Here is an 18351-nt window from a genome sequence, read left to right as displayed (position 1 = left end):
ATCGCAGCCTTCGGCAGCTCCTACAGGGGAACGCGGAAATCACTGTAGGAGCTGCCGAAGGCTGCGATCTTTTGATCTTGAAAATCCATCTACAAATAGAGATGCATGTCTCTTTATAGAGACTCTGCAATCCCCAACGCCACCATCTTCTTGTACAACGTCGACCGCCCCAGCCCCAACCGCGCCGCCGCTTCGATCACCTTCCCACCGCATTGCGCGAGGGTCGATTCAATCAACTGCCGATCAAACCGTTCGCGAGCCTCACTGAAGGTTTCATGGGCAATCGGTTCAAGGGGCAGAGGCGCCGCACGCTCCACTGGGGTAAAACTGCCAATCGCCGCGCGGATGTCCGCCGCGTTCAGCATCAAGTCATCACTGAGCAACGCCGCCCGTTCCAGCACGTTGCGCAGTTCACGAATGTTCCCCGGCCAGGCGTGTTGCCCCAACAAATCCAGGGCTTCGCGGTTCAATTCGTGTTGACTGCGCAGTTCCTCAAGGATCGCTTCACTAAGGGCCGGCAGGTCGTCGAGGCGATCACGCAGGGGCGGGACCTGGATCGGCAGCACGTTGAGGCGGTAATACAGATCGGCGCGAAACTCGCCGCGTTTGATTGCCGCCACCAGATCGGTGGAGGTGGCGGCGATCACCCGCACATCACTCTGAATCACTTCGTTGGAACCCACCGGTTCGAATTCCTTTTCCTGCAACACCCGCAGCAGTTTGCTTTGCAACGGCAGCGGCATGTCGCCGATTTCGTCGAGAAACAGCGTGCCGCCCTGGGCGATTTGCAACTTGCCGGCGCGGCCCTTGCGATCGGCGCCGGTGAACGCACCGGGCGCGGTGCCGAAGAACTCGGCTTCCAGCAGCGACTCGGGAATCGCCGCGCTGTTGATGCTGACGAAGGCTTTGTGGGCTCGGGGCGATGCGCCGTGGATCGCCTGGGCCAGCAGTTCCTTGCCGGTGCCGGTTTCACCGAGCAACAACACCGGTGACTCGGCGCTGGCGCTGCGTCGGGCGCGGCGTTTGACTTCGAGGCTGGCGGCGCTGGTGCCGATGAAGTGCGCGAAGTTGTACTTGGTCTGCCGCGCCCGCAGCAGCGAGCGGGTCGATGCCAGTTCTTCCTGCATGCTCAGGTAGCGCTTGAGCATTGGCGACAGGCTGCGCAATTCGTCGAACAGGGCAAAACCGATGGCGCCGATCACCGCGCCGGCATCGTCGTGAATCGGCAGGCGCATCACCACCAGCGGTTCCTTGGGGGTGTCTTGCATGTCCAGCAGGATCGGCCGTCCGGTGCGTACCACCTCGCGCAACAGGCTGCCGGGGATCACGCTTTCACAGGCCCTGCCGATGGCACCTGCGGCCGACTCCAGGCCAAACCGCCGGGCATAGCGCTCGTTCATCCAGACGATGTTCGCGTCGCGGTCGACAATCACCGTGCCTTCGCTCGATTGCTCGATGATCTCGAACAGCGAGCGGATCGCCAGGGTGCGAACGCGCTGGTAGTCCTTGAGGCTTTCGGTGGTGTTCATCGGGGTGTCCATTTTTGGAAATCAAGATCAAAAGATCGCAGGGATTATGCCTACCCCGGATGCGCCGCCGCCAACAGCTCTTTGGTGTAAGGGTGCTGCGGTGATTCGAACACCGTGTGGCTGGCGCCGCTTTCCACCACTTTGCCGTCCTTGATCACGATCATGTCGTGGGCCAGGGCACGCACCACCGCCAGGTCGTGGCTGATGAACAGGTAGGTCAGGCCATGTTTCTCCTGAAGCTGGCGGAGCAGGGCGACCACTTGCTTTTGCACCGTGCGATCGAGGGCCGAGGTCGGCTCGTCGAGCAGGATCAGCGCCGGTTTCAGCACCAGCGCGCGGGCAATGGCGATGCGCTGGCGCTGCCCGCCGGAAAATTCGTGCGGGTAGCGATGACGGCTTTGCGGATCGAGGCCGACTTCTTCCAGCACCCGGATTACCTGGGCCTCGCATTGCGCAGGGGTGGACTGGCTGTGAACCTCAAGGCCTTCACTGATGATCTGCGCCACGGACATTCGCGGGCTGAGGCTGCCGAAAGGATCCTGGAATACCACCTGCATCTTCTTGCGCCATGGCCGCAGTTGCTTTTGCGTCAGGCCATCCAGCGCCTGTCCCTGAAAGCGAATGCTGCCTTTGGAATCAAGCAAGCGCAGGATCGCCTGACCGAGGGTGGACTTGCCCGACCCGGACTCACCGACAATGCCCAGGGTCTTGCCGCGCTGAACGTTGAGGCTGATGCCATCGACTGCACGCAAGTAAGTTTTACGCTGGAACAGGCCGCCCCCGATGGCGAACTGTACGTGCAAATTATTCACTTCCAGCACGTTTTCACGCTCGTCCCGGGGCAGCGCTTCACCTTCCGGTTCGGCGTTCAGCAGCACGCAGCTGTAAGGATGTTTCGGCTCGGTGAACAGCGTTTCGCAAGGCGCCTGCTCGACGATTTCCCCGGCGTGCATCACGCACACACGCTGGGCGATGCTGCGCACCAGATTGAGGTCGTGGCTGATCAGCAGCAGCGACATGCCGAGTCGCTGCTGCAAGGATTTGAGCAGCAGCAGGATCTTGCGCTGCACCGTCACATCCAGCGCGGTGGTCGGTTCGTCGGCGATCAGCAATTCTGGTTCGCAGGCCAGGGCCATGGCAATCATCACCCGTTGCCGCTGGCCGCCGGACAGTTGATGGGGGTAGGCCTTGAGCCGCTCTTCGGGCTTCTGGATGCCCACCAGTTGCAGCAATTCGAGAATCCGCGCTTGCGCCGCCTTGCCGCTCAGCCCTCTGTGCAGCAGCAGGGTTTCGCCGATCTGCTTTTCGATGCTGTGCAGCGGATTGAGGGAGGTCATCGGCTCCTGAAAGATCATCGCGATCCGGTTGCCGCGCAGCTCGCGCAAGGTGCTGGTGTCGGCACCGATCAATTCCTGGCCGCGGTAGCGAATGCTGCCGGTGGTTTCAGTGCCGCTGTCGGGCAGCAGTTGCAGGATCGAGTGGGCGGTCACCGACTTGCCGGAACCGGACTCGCCGACCAGCGCCAGGCATTCGCCGGTGCGGATGTCCAGGCACAGGTTGCGCACCACGGTCTGGCCACTGAAGGCCACGTTGAGGTCACGGATTTCGATCAGGTTGTCACTCATATCAACAGTCCGCTTCAAGATCGTGGATCAAGATCGTGGATCAAAGGCATCACGCAACGCCTCGCCAATGAACACCAGCAAAGAAAGAATCAGCGCCAGGGTGAAAAACGCCGTCAGCCCCAGCCACGGTGCTTGCAGGTTCTGCTTGCCTTGGCCGATCAACTCGCCCAGTGACGCACTGCCGGCCGGCATGCCGAAGCCGAGGAAATCCAGCGCCGTGAGGGTGGAAATCGCCCCAGTCAGGATGAACGGCAGATAACTCAGGGTGGCGTTCATTGCGTTGGGCAGAATGTGTCGCACGATCACCTTGCGGTCGGTCAGGCCCAACGCACGGGCGGCTTTGACGTACTCCAGGTTACGCCCGCGCAGGAACTCGGCGCGCACCACGTCCACCAGGGCCAGCCAGGAAAACAGCGCCATGATCCCCAGCAGCCACCAGAAATTCGGCTCGACGAAGCCCGACAGGATGATCAGCAGGTACAGCACTGGCAGCCCCGACCAGACTTCTTGCAGACGCTGACCGATCAGGTCGACCCAGCCGCCGTAGTAGCCTTGCAGCGCGCCGGCAGCGATGCCGATCAGCGCGCTGACAAAGGTCAGCATCAGCGCAAACAGAATCGACACCCGCGCGCCGAAAATCACTCGGGCCAACACATCGCGAGCCTGATCGTCCGTACCCAGCCAATTGACACTCGTGGGAGGGCTCGGCGCCGGTTTGTTGAGGTCATAGTTGGGGGTGTCGTCGCTGAACGGGATCGGCGGAAACAGCAACCAGCCGCCATCCTTCTTGATCAGCTTCTGCACGTAATCGCTGCGGTAGTCGGCCTGAAACGGCAGTTGGCCGCCGAACTCCTGTTCGGTGTGGCGTTTGAGTGCCGGGAAGTACAGCGAGCCCTGATAACTGACCACCAGCGGTTTGTCGTTGGCGATCAATTCGCCACCGAGAGTCAGCAGGAACAAACCGACGAACAACCATAGCGACCACCAGCCTCGGCGGTTTTTCTTGAAACGTTCGAAACGGCGACGTCCCAGCGGCGAGAACTTGAACATCAGGCGTTCCTCGCGGCGAAGTCGATACGCGGGTCGACCAAGGTGTAGCAGAGGTCACCGACGATTTTTATCAGCAGGCCGAACAAGGTGAAGATGAACAACGAACCGAATACCACCGGATAGTCCCGCGATACCGCGGCTTCGTAACTCATGCGACCCAGGCCGTCGAGGGAGAAAATCACTTCGATCAACAGCGAACCGGCGAAGAAAACGCTGATAAAGGCCTGTGGAATCCCCGACACCACCAGCAGCATCGCGTTGCGAAACACATGGCCGTAAAGCACCCGGCGTTCACTCAAACCCTTGGCCCGGGCGGTGACCACGTACTGACGGGTGATTTCATTGAGGAAGGAGTTCTTGGTGAGGATGGTCAGGGTCGCAAAGCCGCCGACCACCAGCGCCGTTACCGGCAGCACCAGGTGCCAGAAGTAATCGGCGATTTTGCCCACGGTCGACAGCGACTCGAAGTTGTCCGAGACCAGGCCGCGCACCGGGAACCAGTTCAACGAGGTGCCCCCGGCGAAGACCACGATCAGGAACATCGCGAACAGGAACGCCGGCATTGCGTAACCGATGATGATCGCGGTGCTGCTCCAGATATCGAAATGGCTTCCATGGTGTACGGCCTTGCGAATGCCCAGCGGAATCGACACCAGATAAGTGATCAACGTCGCCCAGAGCCCGAGGGAAATGGTCACCGGCATTTTATCCAGGATCAGGTCGGTGACCGTGGCACCGCGAAAAAAGCTCTTGCCGAAGTCGAGGTGGGCATAGCTCTTGAGCATTAGCCACAAGCGTTCCGGCGCTGGCTTGTCAAAGCCGTATTGCTTTTCGATCTCCTTGATCAGCTGCGGATCGAGCCCACGGCTGGCCCGTGAGCTGCCGTGCATGGTCTCGCTGGAACCGCCGCCGACACTTGTGCCACCGATGCCTTGCAGGTGTGCGATGGCCTGTTCCACCGGCCCACCGGGCGCGGCCTGGACGATGGCGAAGTTGACCAGAAGAATGATCACTAAAGTCGGGATGATCAGCAGCAAGCGCCGCAGCACGTAAGCCCACATCAGTGCGACCCTCCGGATTTGCCGCGCTTGATGAGTTCGGCGGTCATCTGTTCGTTGGTCAGGGGTGTGGAGCTGACTTCCCACCAACTCTCGATGGCTTCGTCATTGCTTGCTTGTACAGAGGGAATGCCGAAGCGGTTCCACCACACGGTCGAACTGCCGGGCGGGTAATAGTTGGGAATCCAATAGAAGTTCCATTGCAGGACACGGTCCAGGGCATGGGCGTAGCGCAGCATGTCGGCCTGGGTGTTGGCGCGGACCAGGCCGTTGATCAACGTATCGACCGCCGGGTTCTTCAGCACCATGTAGTTGTTGGAGCCCGGATCGCTGGCCGCCGCCGAGCCAAAGTAGTTGTACAGCTCGTTACCCGGCGAGTTGGTGACCGGGTAGCCGGTGACGATCATGTCGTAGTCCCGGGACATCAGGCGGTTGACGTACTGGGAGGCGTCGATGCGGCGAATGTTCAGGTCGATGCCGATTTGTTTCAGGGTGCGCTTGTAAGGCAGCAGCAATCGGTCCATGCCGTTCTGGCTGATCAGGAAGGTGAAGCTCAGCGGTTGACCTTCGGCGTTGACCAGTTGATCGCCATCGGGTTTCCAGCCGGCCTGTTCGAGCAGGTCCAGGGCTTGCAACTGTTTGTCGCGAATCACGCCGCTGCCATCGGTTTTCGGTGCTTCGAAGACCTGAGTGAAGACTTCGTCGGGGATCTGCCCGCGCAGCGGTTCGAGAATCGCCCGCTCACCCGCGTCGGGCAGTTGTCGGGCAGCGAGGTCGGTGTTGGAAAAGAAGCTCTGCTGGCGGATGTACAGGTCGCGCATCATCTGCCGGTTGCTCCACTCGAAGTCCCAGAGCATGGCCAGCGCCTGGCGCACGCGGCGGTCCTGGAATATCGGGTTTTGCAGGTTGAACACAAAGCCTTGGGACGGTTGTGGTGCCTGCGTTGCCAAGTGCGCTTTTTGCAGGCGACCGTCGCTCAGGGCCGGACTCTCGTAGCCGATGGAGTAGGCGGTGGCGGAGAATTCGCGGTTGTAGTCGTAGGCACCGCCGCGCAGGACCTGACGGGCGACGTCGGTGTCGCCGAAGTACTCGATGCTGAAATGATCGAAGTTGTAGAGGCCGCGGCTGACCGGTAAATCCCTGGCCCACCAGTCGGCGTTACGCTCGAAGGTGATGCTGCGCCCGGAATCGACCTTGCTCACGCGGTACGGCCCGCTACCCAATGGTGGCTCGTAACCGCCACCGTTGGCGAAGTCGCGAGTCTTCCACCAGTGCTCGGGAAACACCGGCAGGGTGGCGATGTCGAGGGGCAGGGTGCGGTTTTCGTTGCTCTTGAAGTCGAACCGAATGGTTAGCGGTGATTCCACTTCGACGCCTTTGACGTCGGCGAATTGCGTGCGATAGCGCAGGCTGCCCTGGGTCATCAGCAGGTCGAAGGTGTAGCGCACGTCTTCGGCGGTGATCGGCTTGCCGTCGGCGAAACGGGCCTTCGGGTTCAGGTAGAAACGCAGGGACAGTCCATCGTCGGAACGCTCCATCTGCTGCGCCACCAGGCCGTACACGGTGTAGGGTTCGTCCAGCGAACGCACGGCCAGGGGCGAGTAGATCAAGCCATCGACTTGTGTGACGCCAATCCCTTTGTCGATGTACGGCAGGACGTGGTCGAAATGACCGATCTCCAGTGCCGAGCGACGCATCGTGCCGCCCTTGGGCGCTTGCGGGTTGGTGTAGTCGAAATGACTGAAACCCGCAGGATATTTCGCCGGTTCACCGTACACGGTCAACGCCTGTTGCGGTGCAGCGTTCACACCGGCGGCGCCCAACAGCAGGGCCACGGCAGTGAACAGTAAGGAGGGGAAAGCCAGTCGCATTGTCAGCCTTAGAGCCGGGTGATCGATAAGCACAATTTGTACGCTAGCGGCGCGTCCCTCGCCAGCCGTATCACGTAACGAAAACACAACGGCCCACCAAAGGGCGGGCCGTTGTGCAGGAAACCCAAGGGTTGATCAGTCCTGACGGCTGGTCACTTCCAGCAGGTGGTAACCGAACTGGGTCTTGACCGGGCCTTGCACCACGTTGATTGGCGCGCTGAAAACCACGGTGTCGAACTCCTTGACCATCTGGCCTGGACCGAACGAACCCAGGTCACCGCCCTGGCGGCTCGATGGGCAGCTGGAGTTGGCTTTGGCGACTTCGGCGAAATCGGCGCCGGCTTCGATCTGGGCCTTGAGTTCGTTGCACTTGGCTTCGCTGGAAACCAGGATGTGGCGGGCAGTGGCTTTGGCCATGGGAAAATACTCCATTCAATGTTCAGTAAAGTGCGGAGCCTACCGGATTCAGTGGGCTATTTCTTCTCAAAATGCCGTCCAGCTTAAGGCATTGCCTAAAGGCCGGCATTTCTCAAGCGTTCGGCATGCTGCACATACAGGTCAATGGGGTCGATGCCCTTGCGGACCTGACCGGTGGTCTGGCTGAGGCTGTCCAGATGATCCAGCGGATAGTCGGAACGGATCACTTTACCCAGATGGGAGCTGAACCGGCCGACCATGCCGTCATTCTGCTCGGCTTCGGTGGTGAAGTAGTGAGAGAACGCCCGCAGGAACCCGTGCAGCGGGTTGAGTGCATAGAGTCCTTCGTCGAGGATGTTTCCCTGCAGGGTGCCGCTCCAGGAATAGTAGCGCACGCCGTTCACCAGTTCGCGACCCTTGCCGCCCCAGGTTTTCGGCAACCCTTGAGGGTACTTGTCGTTGAAGGCACCAACGCCTTCGGTGGTCAGCGCGTTGAGTGCGGCGATGGCGTTCTGCGGCAGGTGCCGGTTGCCGCTGAGCAACGACAGGAAGTCGGCGAACAGGGTGGCCACCGCCCCCGCGACCTGTTCCGGCAGGCGCCCGGGCGTCAGTGCCTTGCGCAGGAAGTCGGCCAGTTCCGAGCCGTGGTTCGGCCCGCTGACCGATGTCACCGAAGCGACCACCTGTGGCGCCAGCGCCCCCGCATATCGTGCAGCCAATGCGCCCTGGCTGTGACCAATCAGGTTGACTTTGCTTGCACCGGTTCCTTGCAGTACCCGGTCGATCTGCACCAGCAGCTGTTCGCCACGGGTTTCATTGCTGTGGGTCGCCGACAGGTGCGGGATGAAAACCCTCGCACCGGCGCTTCTCAGTGCCTGTTTGACGTCATGGAACAGTTCCAGTTTGCCGATGCGATCGAAGCCGAAGAGCCCGTGGACCAGCAGGATTGGATAGTCCGTGGTTGCATTCCGTAGCATGTACATTTCCTTTTTCGGAGTAGGTCAGGTGTGTGCTCAAGGGGGCACTCTAAAGCACACCCACCGCTCGGCGATGTATGAAAAAGCCGCTGTAACCTGATGAAAACGGAATAGAAATGGTACGAAAACTCGAATGAGCGTGAGGTCTTGGTCGGAATATCCGGACATCTTTTTAACGATGGCCGAGATATTTCTTTCAATGACCTACCTCTGGTAGGTCATTTTTCCGTGTAAACCGACCCGATCGCTTTGCATCGCGGATCTCGGCACAGCCTACTTTGGCTGTTGAGTGCTTCGTTGTGCACGAAGTCTCTCGGCTCCCTGCAACAACAACTGTTCCGTCCCGGCCCAGCCAAGGCAGCCGTCCGTTACCGACACCCCGTACCGCAACGAAGGGCTCAACGGTTGGCAGCCTTCGAACAGATGACTCTCAATCATCATGCCGACCAGCGAGCGATCACCTTGCAGGCGTTGTTCAAGCACGTCGTTGAACACGGCGGGCTGACGCAACGGATCTTTACCGCTGTTGGCGTGGCTGCAGTCAACCATGATCCGCGCCGGAATCTTGAGTCTGGTCAAGTCGCTGTGCACCTTGGCGATGCTGTCGCGGTCGTAGTTCGGCCCGCGATGGCCACCACGCAATACCAGGTGAGTGTCGGGGTTGCCCGGTGTCTGGATAATCGCAGGATGGCCCTGGCTGTCGACACCGAAGTGGCGATGGGGATGAGCGGCCGAGCGCATGGCGTCGCTGGCGACAGCCACACCGCCATCGGTGCCGTTCTTGAACCCTACCGGCATGCTCAGGCCGCTGGCCATTTCCCGATGGATCTGCGACTCGGTGGTACGGGCGCCAATCGCGACCCAGCTCAGCAGGTCGTCAAAGTAACCGGCGGCCATCGGTTGCAGCAGCTCGGTGGCAACGGGCAGGCCCAGTTGGAGCATTTCGCGCATCAATTCGCGGGACAGGGTCAAACCGCCCGCCATGTCATCGCTGCCATCCAGGTGCGGGTCGTAGGCCAGGCCTTTCCAGCCGACCGTGGTGCGGGGTTTTTCGACGTAGGCGCGCATCACCAACAGCATCTCGTCGCTGACTTGTGCAGACAGGCGGGCCAGGTTGGCGGCGTATTCGAGGGCGGAACGTGGGTCGTGAATCGAGCAGGGACCGACGATCACCAGCATACGGGAGTCTTCACCGTTGAGGATCGCGCGGACGGCCTGGCGATGGGCGGCGACTTGTTGGGTCAGGGCATTGCTGAGAGGCAGTTGCTGTTTGAGTTGCAATGAGCTGGGTAGACGCAAGGTCAGCGCTTCATTGGCAGGGCTCAAGGTGGACAGCGGCAGAGCAGAGACGGACGAGTTCATATTCGGGCTTCCTGGGCTGGCGGCGGGTTCGTCCCGCGCGCTCGGCCCTAGTGGGGTGTTCGACAATTGGCCGGATTGGCTGCGTGTGTGTGCTTGCCACCTGTGGGTGACCGATCGGAGGCGGCAGGCTGTCCCGAGCGGAAGCTGGTAAATCGCCAGGCAGTAAAAGTGTCGTAACGGTAATAAGTGGCGTAATTCATGTCGTAAATCCTCAAGTTGTCTGGTGTGACGCTAAAAATGTTCAGGGCTGAAAAAACAAAACCCCCGGTCGGGAAGCCGACCGGGGGTTGAGAATTCTCTGGTGGCGACCCGTTTAAAGTGGGCGCCGTGTGGGTATCAGGCGCGCCAGTGGCTAAACCAATACCCAAAATAAAAGCTGACCGAAGCACAAACGTCATTCACCCGGGCAGCCGCAACCGAGCGCGGGGCGCTGGCGGTACGAAGCGGTGAGAGGGTGTTGAACATGGTCTGTCTCCGATGAATGAGCCGAGCTTACTAGAGGCCGGTACGCGGATTCAATCAGAAAATGCTATCGAGCATCACGGGGCGTTTCTATCGGTTGAGTATGTCGGGGGTTGTGACACACTTTGCGCAACGGGCGGCGTTTAACCGGCGCCCAACCATCAACGTCACAAGGACGAACCATGACGACACTGACCATCGCCGCCGCTCAATCGATCTCCGTCGCCGGTGATCTTGCCGCCAATATTGCCCGGCACCTGCGTTTCATGCAGGTTGCCGCGGAGCAGGGCGTGCAATTGCTGGTGTTTCCAGAACTGTCGCTGACCGGGTACGAGCGTGGTCTGGCAGCGGAGCTGGCCATCGTGCCAGACGCCAGAGTGCTGCAACCACTGCGCGATTTCGCGCGGGAGGTCGGTGTGACCAGTGTCGTCGGGATGCCGATTCGTCTGTCGGACGATTCGCCGGTGTTGATCGGTGCCCTGGTGTTGGGGGCAGATGGTTCGCTCGGGGTTTACAGCAAGCAGCACCTGCACCCAGGGGAGGAGGTGGCGTTTGCCCCGGGAACAGGCGGTTCGACGTTGAAGATCGGCACCGACACCGTCGCGTTGGCGGTATGCGCCGATTTTTCTCACGCCAGTCACGCAGCCGCCGCGGCACGGCAGGGCGCTGATCTTTATGCCGCGGGCGTGCTGATCACAGAAAACGGCTACGCTCCAGATACCGCACTGTTGCAAGGTTATGCCCACACCCACTCGATGGCGGTGCTGATGGCCAACCATGGTGGCGCAACGGGGGGCTGGGAGTCTGCTGGGCGCAGTGCAATCTGGGCGGCGGACGGGTCGTTGATTGCGGCTGCGCCGGGTACGGGGAACCTTATGGTCGTTGCTCGTCGCAATGCTGACGGCTGGAAGGGGCAAATCGTGGCTGTAGCGGAGGCTTGAATGGGTTTCGAATTGCGTCCGGCAACGTCTCGGGACCTGGACTTTGCTCGTGACCTGACTTGTCGAAATATGCTGCGCTACTACATTCAACATGAACTGTTGTGGCTGGACGAAGCTTTCGATGTTGCTTGGGAAGGGCGCGAAAACTGGCTGATTGTGCGTGATGACACACTGATGGGGTATGTCAGCCTGAGCCGTGACGCCAGCGCCTTGTATATCCGCGAATTGCATTTACTTGAAGCGTACCGGGGGCAGGGCGCCGGCTCCTGGGTGATCGATCAGGTATTCGCCATGGCCTGCAAGGAACGGCGCCCGGCATTGCGTCTGACCGTATTTGAAAATAATCCGGCAAAAATACTTTACGAGAGAAAAGGACTGAAGGTAGTCGGCAAGGACCAGTGTTTCCTGAGAATGCAGCGTGATATCAATGGACTGCATCGCTGAAACACACTGCCAGCAAGCCTCGCCAGAAGAATTGACACTTTTTATATGCTGCTTTCCGCTAGGTCTGCCAGTCGCTTTTTGCTAAGGTGTCCGGCAACCCAATAAGACCAAATCGCGAGGTGTCTGCTTGATTAGGGTGCTAGTAGTCGATGACCATGATCTCGTTCGTACAGGCATTACACGAATGCTGGCTGACATCGATGGCCTGCAAGTAGTCGGTCAGGCCGAGTCGGGAGAGGAATCCCTGCTCAAAGCGCGTGAGTTGAAACCCGATGTGGTGCTGATGGACGTCAAGATGCCCGGGATCGGCGGTCTTGAAGCCACGCGCAAATTATTGCGCAGTCATCCCGACATCAAAGTCGTCGCGGTCACCGTGTGCGAAGAAGATCCGTTTCCTACCCGCCTGTTACAGGCAGGTGCCGCGGGTTACCTGACCAAGGGCGCCGGATTGCCGGAAATGGTCCAGGCCATTCGCCTGGTGTTTGCCGGGCAGCGCTATATCAGCCCGCAAATTGCCCAGCAACTGGCGATCAAATCGTTCCAGCCAACCAACGATTCGCCGTTCGACGCGTTGTCTGAACGGGAAATCCAGATTGCGTTGATGATTGTCGGCTGTCAGAAGGTGCAGATCATCTCCGACAAACTGTGCCTGTCGCCAAAAACAGTGAATACCTACCGTTACCGTATTTTCGAAAAGCTTTCGATCAGCAGCGATGTCGAGTTGACGCTGTTGGCGGTTCGTCACGGCATGGTTGATGCCAGCCTCTGAAAATGACTGAAACCTTCGATCCAAGTGCTTTTCTGTCGACGGTCAGTGGGCGGCCGGGTGTCTATCGCATGTTCGACAGCGATGCCCGTCTGCTTTATGTCGGCAAAGCCAAGAATCTCAAGAAGCGTTTGGCGAGCTACTTCCGCAAAACCGGTTTGGCTCCCAAGACCGCTGCGCTGGTAGGGCGTATCGCCCAGGTCGAAACCACCATCACGGCCAACGAAACCGAGGCCTTGCTGCTCGAACAGACGCTGATCAAGGAATGGCGCCCGCCGTACAACATCCTGCTGCGCGACGACAAATCCTACCCTTATGTCTTTCTCTCGGATGGCCAGTTCCCGCGCTTGAGCATCCATCGCGGAGCGAAAAAGGCCAAGGGCAAATATTTTGGCCCTTACCCCAGCGCGGGAGCGATCCGCGAAAGCCTGAGCCTGCTGCAAAAGGCTTTTTTTGTTCGTCAGTGTGAAGACAGCTATTACAAGAACCGCACGCGACCTTGTCTGCAATACCAGATCAAGCGCTGCAAGGCGCCGTGTGTCGGCCTGGTGGAGCCTGAGGTGTATGCCGAAGATGTTCGCCACTCGGTGATGTTTCTTGAGGGGCGCAGCAATGCGTTGGCGGACGAGTTGTCCGCAGCCATGGAAGAGGCTGCGGTCAACCTCGAGTTCGAGCGTGCCGCCGAATTGCGCGACCAGATTTCATTGCTGCGCCGGGTCCAGGACCAGCAGAGCATGGAAGGCGGGACGGGCGATGTCGATGTGATCGCAGCGTTCGTCAATCCGGGTGGCGCTTGCGTGCACTTGATCAGCGTACGCGGTGGCCGGGTGTTGGGGAGCAAGAACTTCTTCCCGCAGGTGGGTATTGAAGAAGACGTTTCCGAAGTCATGGCGGCGTTTCTCGGTCAGTACTTCATCAGCAGCCCCGAACGCGACTTGCCGAGCGAGCTGATCGTCAACGTGGTTCACGAAGACTTTCCGACCCTGATCGCGGCCATCGAAGAGCTGCGCGGTCGTGAATTGACCATCAGCCATCGTGTACGGGGTACACGAGCGCGCTGGCAGCAATTGGCGGTCACCAATGCCGAGCAGGCGCTGGGCGCACGTCTGGCGAACCGGCAACACGTCGCGGCACGTTTCGATGCCTTGGCTGAAGTGCTGAGCCTGGACGAACCACCGCAACGTCTCGAGTGCTACGACATCAGTCATTCCAGTGGCGAGGCCACCGTGGCGTCCTGCGTGGTGTTCGGCCCGGAAGGCCCGATCAAGTCCGACTACCGCCGCTACAACATCGAAGGCGTCACGCCAGGCGATGACTATGCCGCGATGCACCAGGCCCTGACCCGACGCTTCAGCAAGTTGAAGGACGGGGAGGGCAAATTGCCGGATATTCTGCTGGTCGACGGCGGTAAAGGTCAGCTGTCGATGGCCCGTGACGTGCTCAATGAGCTGGCCGTGCCCGACCTGATTCTACTGGGCGTGGCCAAGGGTGCGACGCGCAAGGCCGGTTTCGAAACCCTGTACCTCAACGACGCGGCCCATGAGTTCACCTTGCGCGGTGATTCCCCCGCGCTGCATTTGATCCAGCAGATCCGCGACGAAGCTCACCGTTTTGCCATCACCGGGCACCGTGCGCGGCGCGGAAAAACTCGCCGTACCTCGACGCTTGAGGGGGTTGCCGGTGTCGGACCGACACGTCGACGCGATTTGTTGAAACATTTTGGTGGATTGCAGGAGCTGTCTCGTGCCAGCATCGAAGAGATCGCCAAAGCACCCGGGATCAGTAAAAAGCTCGCAGAGTTGATTTATGCAAATCTGCACAGCGAGTAGAATGCCCAACTCACCTCGTAGCCAGTTGTGCCGATGAATATCCCTAATCTGATTACCGTTCTACGCGTCCTGCTCATCCCGATCTTCATTTTGCTGTTTTACTTGCCTTACCACTGGAGCTATCTGGCGTCGGCTTCGGTTTTTGCCTTTGCCGCCGCGACCGACTGGCTGGACGGGTATCTGGCCCGACGTCTGGAACAAAGCACTCCGTTCGGGGCCTTCCTCGATCCTGTTGCAGACAAATTGATGGTCGCCGTTGCGCTGGTGCTGCTGGTGCAAGAACACGGCAACCTGTGGCTCACGCTGCCGGCCGCCGTCATCATCGGTCGCGAAATCGTCGTCTCGGCACTGCGCGAGTGGATGGCCGAACTCGGCGCCCGTGCCCATGTGGCGGTGTCGAACCTGGGCAAATGGAAAACCGCCGCGCAAATGCTGGCGCTGGTGATCCTGCTGGCCAACCCGTCGGACTTCAGCTTCTGGGTCCTGATGGGCTACGCTTTGCTGATGGTGTCCGCTGGCCTGACCTTGTGGTCCATGGTCCAGTACTTGCGGGCCGCCTGGCCGCATCTGAAGACGGATGTGGAAAAGAAATAAAACTTTTTTGAATCAAGGGGTTGACGGGGCATCTGGATTCTATAGAATGCGCCTCACCAAGACGCGGGAATAGCTCAGTTGGTAGAGCACGACCTTGCCAAGGTCGGGGTCGCGAGTTCGAGTCTCGTTTCCCGCTCCAAATATTGCGCTGCAGAGTTCCACTGAATTCTGTAAGTGATTGAAATCAGGACCTTCGGGTCCTTTTTTCGTTCCGGCGGGAACCACTGAAATCCAGCACCATCCAGTGTTTTTAAGTCCTGAATTGAGTCCTGAATGAGAGTCTTGAATTCGGACGCGCACTGAATCGGTTTGTTGCTGGAGCAGCTTGGATAGCGAGATGAGCATCTGGCCCTGACTCTGATCAGGAGCTCGCTATGGCACTCTCGGATACCACCGTTCGGCAAGCCAGAATTACCGGCAACGATTACTCCCTCGGCGACACGGATGGGCTTGCGCTCAATGTGACGGCCCGAGGGGGAAAGATCTGGTATTTCAGGTACTACTGGGCAGGCAAGCAGAAGCGCATGTCCCTGGGTAGTTACCCGCAGATTAGTCTCAAAGAAGCGCGTGGACGCCGTGATGAAGCGCGAGCCTTGGTTGCTCAAGGCATCAACCCTTATGAGCATCGTAAACAGCAGCGTCGTTCTGTTCGTAATGCAGCAGAGCACACCTTTGAAGCGGTGTTCGATCAATGGGTCGCGTTCCGCAGGCTGAGCCTGAAGGAGGGGCGCCAGAGCACACTCTCGCAGATCTTGAGAATCTTTAAAAAAGATGTCCTGCCAACGCTCGGTCGGCGCTCCATCTACGACATCAATCGCCATGACTTGATGCACCTACTGAGCGGAATCGAACAGCGCAAGGCCTTAACAACAGCCGAAAAATGTCGGACCTGGTTCAAGCAATTGTTCCGATACGCCCTGGTGAAGGTGGAGGGGCTTGACCAGAATCCCGCGTCGGACCTTGATGTGGTCGCGCTTCCCAGACCCCCTGTCGCACACAATCCCTTTCTTCGTATGGACGAGCTGCCTGCATTGCTGGCTGTGCTTCGAGGTTACGGTGGTGCAAACCAAACACGACTAGGTCTTCGCTTGTTGCTGCTAACGGGGGTGCGTACCGGCGAGCTGCGCTTGGCGACGCCCGATCAGTTTGATCTGGAGCAGCGGTTGTGGATCATCCCGCCGGAAGTGGTGAAGCAGCTTCAGTTGGGCATGCGCAAGGCGGGGAAACAGACCTCAAACATACCGCCTTACATCGTGCCATTGTCGGTCCAGGCGCTTGAAATAGTGCGCCAGATGCTGAGCCAAGTTGTCCCCGCGCAGCGTTATTTGTTCGCGCACCGGAGCGACCTAAGCAAGCGCATTAGCGAGAACACCTTGAATGGAGCGTTGCGTCGAATGGGGTATGCCGACCAACTGACCGGGCATGGGATGAGGGCTACGATTTCGACGGCGCTTAACGAGATTGGCTACCCCAAGGTATGGGTCGATGCGCAGCTTTCTCATGCCGATTCAGACAAGGTGAGTGCTGCTTACAACCACGCGGAATATGTCGAGCAACGTCGGACCATGATGCAGGATTGGGCGAATAGATTGGACCTTTGGGGGCAGGGTAAACCGAAAGCAGCAAGCTCTCCGCTGACTATTCGTTTGGAGGGCGCAGCTTCGCTGCCCTTACTGGAAAACGCGAAGGGAAATGCCGTTCTGTACAGCAGCAGCTTTGCAGCGGCGACCTCCCCATCGACGATGCTGGTCAGTAGCGAGAAAGACCCCATTGGGCCCAACCAATCGCCTGTCGTGCCCGCTCCAATACGGACTGAAAAACCTCACAAATCTCACGTGTCTGAAATCCAGCGTGAACGGGCCGAAATGTTGTCCACGTTTGAAGCTTCGAGTAACTTGCCGCTGCTGGTCTTCGCCAGACTGGCAGGCAAATCCCGCGATCAGATCAATCGTGATATTAAGGCTCGACGTCTTCTGTCCCTGAGCTTGGGGAATCGTGGTCAGCGCATTCCGGACTGGCAGCTTGATCCGTTACGGCACAAGTTGGTGCTTACGGTATTAGCGCGGTCTCCGGATGTGGATGCATGGAGGCTTTATCGGACGCTGTGTAAACCTCATGAGCGACTAAAAGGTCATTCGCCAATCGATGGGCTCACCATGGATAATTTCGAAATTACCGCGCGGATTGTCTGCAGGACCCTGGGCTCGAGCCGAGGTGCTGTCTTCGAGCGGTGACAACGGATGTCGCCGCTGGCTTGAGTGCATCTGGCGCGGGCTGCTCCAGGATACGTGGAATTTACAAGTCACCTGATGTGTTGGAGAGGGTCGTAAAGAGGCTTCTATTGCGCAGAAGGACACCATTTGGCAATATCCCGCCCCCCGCACTCTCTTGTCAGCTCTCCATCCCTCTCATTTTGGGGGCTGCGTCTTGGAGATGGTGGGTAACCCGGCCTCGTGCCGGGTTTTTTATTCGTCCGGCAAGCATGGCTGGCGGCGAAATTTGTGATATCCAGCTACCCCATGATGGGGTGCTAGGGGTCGAGTGTTCGAATCACTCCGTCCCGACCATATTTTTCAATGAGTTAGCCCAATCTTTTCAGGTTGGGCTTTTTCATGCCTACGAAATTACTCCCACATTTACTCCCACGGATAATCGTACCCTCGCAATAAAGAGCACTCGCTAATCCGCCTCATCTCTTCAGCTGAACATCTCGTTGATTTCCGTATCAGCACGGCCCAAGGATTTCATCGAGATGTTGCCTGCTTCGTTTTCACCAACGTGCCAGAGCGAAAATTTCGGAAGGTTGAGCCAGGCCGGACGCTGTGCCGCGACTGGAAACGCCGAGCGGGTTTCATAGGTAGCTGCACCGTCGATAATCGAGACCAGCGCAATACCGTGAGCTTTGGCATATTTGATTGCTCCTGACTGAAATCCTGATGTGGTGAACAGCATTCCTTTATGAGCGCCCACAGATCTGACCTTGTCGTGCAGCACTTGAACCAACTCTCGTTCGACTGCGCTACGGTATTTTTTGCACTCAATCAGAACCTTGAATTCGGCGCCTCCAAAGGCTTGAAATTTCGCTAATACGTCGATCTGGTAGGTTGAGTCGTAGCTCTCCACCTTCGCGTCATGAGTCACCTCTAGCGAGGTCAGCTCACCACCTTGCTTGAGGATCCAGTCCCTGACCAACCGCTCAAATTCGGTGGCTGTGATTTCGAGATAGGAGTTCGCCATAGGTGGAAACATTTGTCTTCCTTAAACTGAGAGATTGCCCGTCCAGCTTGCGGCTAGTGGGTAAAGTTAGTGCGACGGCGCGCAACTTGAGGTGCTGGGTTGGCATGACAGGGGAGCCATGCCCTCCATAAAAGAAATATAGCCCTATGCCATTCAAACTCACTAGGATGAGTTAAATTCGCCTAGCAA

At 58.8% G+C, this 18351-nt stretch carries 15 protein-coding genes and 1 tRNA gene; 7 read left to right on the top strand and 9 right to left on the bottom strand.

Annotated elements, in window-relative coordinates; translation table 11 throughout:
- Window positions 1-113 precede the first annotated feature (113 nt).
- The 8 genes from ACCC96_RS08660 to ACCC96_RS08625 all read right to left on the bottom strand — a co-directional run bounded on the left by ACCC96_RS08660 (window position 114) and on the right by ACCC96_RS08625 (window position 9889).
- Window positions 114-1529 (bottom strand): sigma-54 interaction domain-containing protein, encoded by a 1416-nt coding sequence (locus ACCC96_RS08660; protein ID WP_413695552.1) that lies wholly within the window; start codon window positions 1527-1529, stop codon window positions 114-116.
- Between the two features lie 50 nt (window positions 1530-1579).
- Window positions 1580-3154: an ABC transporter ATP-binding protein gene (locus ACCC96_RS08655; protein ID WP_413695551.1), complete on the bottom strand. Its 1575-nt coding sequence runs from the start codon at window positions 3152-3154 to the stop codon at window positions 1580-1582.
- A 27-nt stretch (window positions 3155-3181) separates the two neighbouring features.
- Entirely contained in the window at window positions 3182-4204 is a 1023-nt protein-coding gene (locus ACCC96_RS08650; protein WP_413695550.1) for an ABC transporter permease, read from the bottom strand.
- Entirely contained in the window at window positions 4204-5265 is a 1062-nt protein-coding gene (locus ACCC96_RS08645) for a microcin C ABC transporter permease YejB (protein WP_019649162.1), read from the bottom strand. The genes ACCC96_RS08650 and ACCC96_RS08645 overlap by 1 nt, the downstream gene beginning before the upstream one ends.
- Window positions 5265-7133: an extracellular solute-binding protein gene (locus ACCC96_RS08640; protein WP_413695549.1), complete on the bottom strand. Its 1869-nt coding sequence runs from the start codon at window positions 7131-7133 to the stop codon at window positions 5265-5267. The genes ACCC96_RS08645 and ACCC96_RS08640 overlap by 1 nt, the downstream gene beginning before the upstream one ends.
- A 135-nt stretch (window positions 7134-7268) precedes the next feature.
- Entirely contained in the window at window positions 7269-7550 is a 282-nt protein-coding gene (locus tag ACCC96_RS08635; protein ID WP_007933754.1) for a peptidylprolyl isomerase, read from the bottom strand.
- Window positions 7551-7645: 95 nt separating this feature from the next.
- The gene (locus tag ACCC96_RS08630) at window positions 7646-8527 is read right to left on the bottom strand and encodes an esterase/lipase family protein (protein ID WP_258673600.1); all 882 of its coding nucleotides are present in this window, start codon (window positions 8525-8527) and stop codon (window positions 7646-7648) included.
- A gap of 273 nt (window positions 8528-8800) precedes the next feature.
- Complete coding sequence (locus ACCC96_RS08625; protein ID WP_413695548.1) at window positions 8801-9889, bottom strand: 3-deoxy-7-phosphoheptulonate synthase; 1089 nt, start codon at window positions 9887-9889, stop codon at window positions 8801-8803.
- A gap of 644 nt (window positions 9890-10533) precedes the next feature.
- Here ACCC96_RS08625 and ACCC96_RS08620 point away from each other — a divergent pair.
- The 7 genes from ACCC96_RS08620 (at window position 10534) to ACCC96_RS08590 (ending at window position 17159) form a co-directional block, all read left to right on the top strand.
- Entirely contained in the window at window positions 10534-11292 is a 759-nt protein-coding gene (locus ACCC96_RS08620) for a carbon-nitrogen hydrolase family protein (protein ID WP_413695547.1), read from the top strand.
- Window positions 11293-11736: a GNAT family N-acetyltransferase gene (locus ACCC96_RS08615; RefSeq protein WP_018927675.1), complete on the top strand. Its 444-nt coding sequence runs from the start codon at window positions 11293-11295 to the stop codon at window positions 11734-11736.
- 127 nt (window positions 11737-11863) lie between these two features.
- The gene (gene uvrY / locus ACCC96_RS08610; protein WP_008015884.1) at window positions 11864-12505 is read left to right on the top strand and encodes a UvrY/SirA/GacA family response regulator transcription factor; all 642 of its coding nucleotides are present in this window, start codon (window positions 11864-11866) and stop codon (window positions 12503-12505) included.
- A 2-nt stretch (window positions 12506-12507) separates the two neighbouring features.
- Entirely contained in the window at window positions 12508-14331 is a 1824-nt protein-coding gene (gene uvrC / locus ACCC96_RS08605) for an excinuclease ABC subunit UvrC (RefSeq protein WP_007933764.1), read from the top strand.
- A 33-nt stretch (window positions 14332-14364) separates the two neighbouring features.
- The gene (pgsA, locus tag ACCC96_RS08600; RefSeq protein ID WP_007933765.1) at window positions 14365-14925 is read left to right on the top strand and encodes a CDP-diacylglycerol--glycerol-3-phosphate 3-phosphatidyltransferase; all 561 of its coding nucleotides are present in this window, start codon (window positions 14365-14367) and stop codon (window positions 14923-14925) included.
- Between the two features lie 63 nt (window positions 14926-14988).
- A tRNA-Gly gene (locus ACCC96_RS08595) sits at window positions 14989-15064 on the top strand.
- Between the two features lie 235 nt (window positions 15065-15299).
- Window positions 15300-17159, top strand: coding sequence for a tyrosine-type recombinase/integrase (locus ACCC96_RS08590; RefSeq protein ID WP_413695546.1), 1860 nt, complete (start codon window positions 15300-15302; stop codon window positions 17157-17159).
- Between the two features lie 463 nt (window positions 17160-17622).
- Here the strand turns inward: ACCC96_RS08590 and ACCC96_RS08585 are convergent, their stop codons facing one another.
- Window positions 17623-18174 carry a restriction endonuclease gene (locus tag ACCC96_RS08585; RefSeq protein WP_112196231.1) on the bottom strand — a complete coding sequence of 184 codons (552 nt, stop codon included), beginning with the start codon at window positions 18172-18174 and terminating at the stop codon, window positions 17623-17625.
- Between the last annotated feature and the right edge of the window lie 177 nt (window positions 18175-18351).

Source organism: Pseudomonas sp. Pseusp11 (assembly GCF_047304405.1).
GTDB lineage: Bacteria > Pseudomonadota > Gammaproteobacteria > Pseudomonadales > Pseudomonadaceae > Aquipseudomonas.
This window is presented reverse-complemented; position numbering and strand designations above follow the sequence as displayed.

Coding starts and splice junctions, on each gene's coding strand:
- ACCC96_RS08660 (WP_413695552.1), bottom strand. CDS start 1,529: ATGAACACCACCGAAAGCCTCAAGGACTACCAGCGCGTTCGCACCCTG.
- ACCC96_RS08655 (WP_413695551.1), bottom strand. CDS start 3,154: ATGAGTGACAACCTGATCGAAATCCGTGACCTCAACGTGGCCTTCAGT.
- ACCC96_RS08650 (WP_413695550.1), bottom strand. CDS start 4,204: ATGTTCAAGTTCTCGCCGCTGGGACGTCGCCGTTTCGAACGTTTCAAG.
- ACCC96_RS08645 (WP_019649162.1), bottom strand. CDS start 5,265: ATGTGGGCTTACGTGCTGCGGCGCTTGCTGCTGATCATCCCGACTTTA.
- ACCC96_RS08640 (WP_413695549.1), bottom strand. CDS start 7,133: ATGCGACTGGCTTTCCCCTCCTTACTGTTCACTGCCGTGGCCCTGCTG.
- ACCC96_RS08635 (WP_007933754.1), bottom strand. CDS start 7,550: ATGGCCAAAGCCACTGCCCGCCACATCCTGGTTTCCAGCGAAGCCAAG.
- ACCC96_RS08630 (WP_258673600.1), bottom strand. CDS start 8,527: ATGCTACGGAATGCAACCACGGACTATCCAATCCTGCTGGTCCACGGG.
- ACCC96_RS08625 (WP_413695548.1), bottom strand. CDS start 9,889: ATGAACTCGTCCGTCTCTGCTCTGCCGCTGTCCACCTTGAGCCCTGCC.
- ACCC96_RS08620 (WP_413695547.1), top strand. CDS start 10,534: ATGACGACACTGACCATCGCCGCCGCTCAATCGATCTCCGTCGCCGGT.
- ACCC96_RS08615 (WP_018927675.1), top strand. CDS start 11,293: ATGGGTTTCGAATTGCGTCCGGCAACGTCTCGGGACCTGGACTTTGCT.
- uvrC (WP_007933764.1), top strand. CDS start 12,508: ATGACTGAAACCTTCGATCCAAGTGCTTTTCTGTCGACGGTCAGTGGG.
- pgsA (WP_007933765.1), top strand. CDS start 14,365: ATGAATATCCCTAATCTGATTACCGTTCTACGCGTCCTGCTCATCCCG.
- ACCC96_RS08590 (WP_413695546.1), top strand. CDS start 15,300: ATGGCACTCTCGGATACCACCGTTCGGCAAGCCAGAATTACCGGCAAC.
- ACCC96_RS08585 (WP_112196231.1), bottom strand. CDS start 18,174: ATGTTTCCACCTATGGCGAACTCCTATCTCGAAATCACAGCCACCGAA.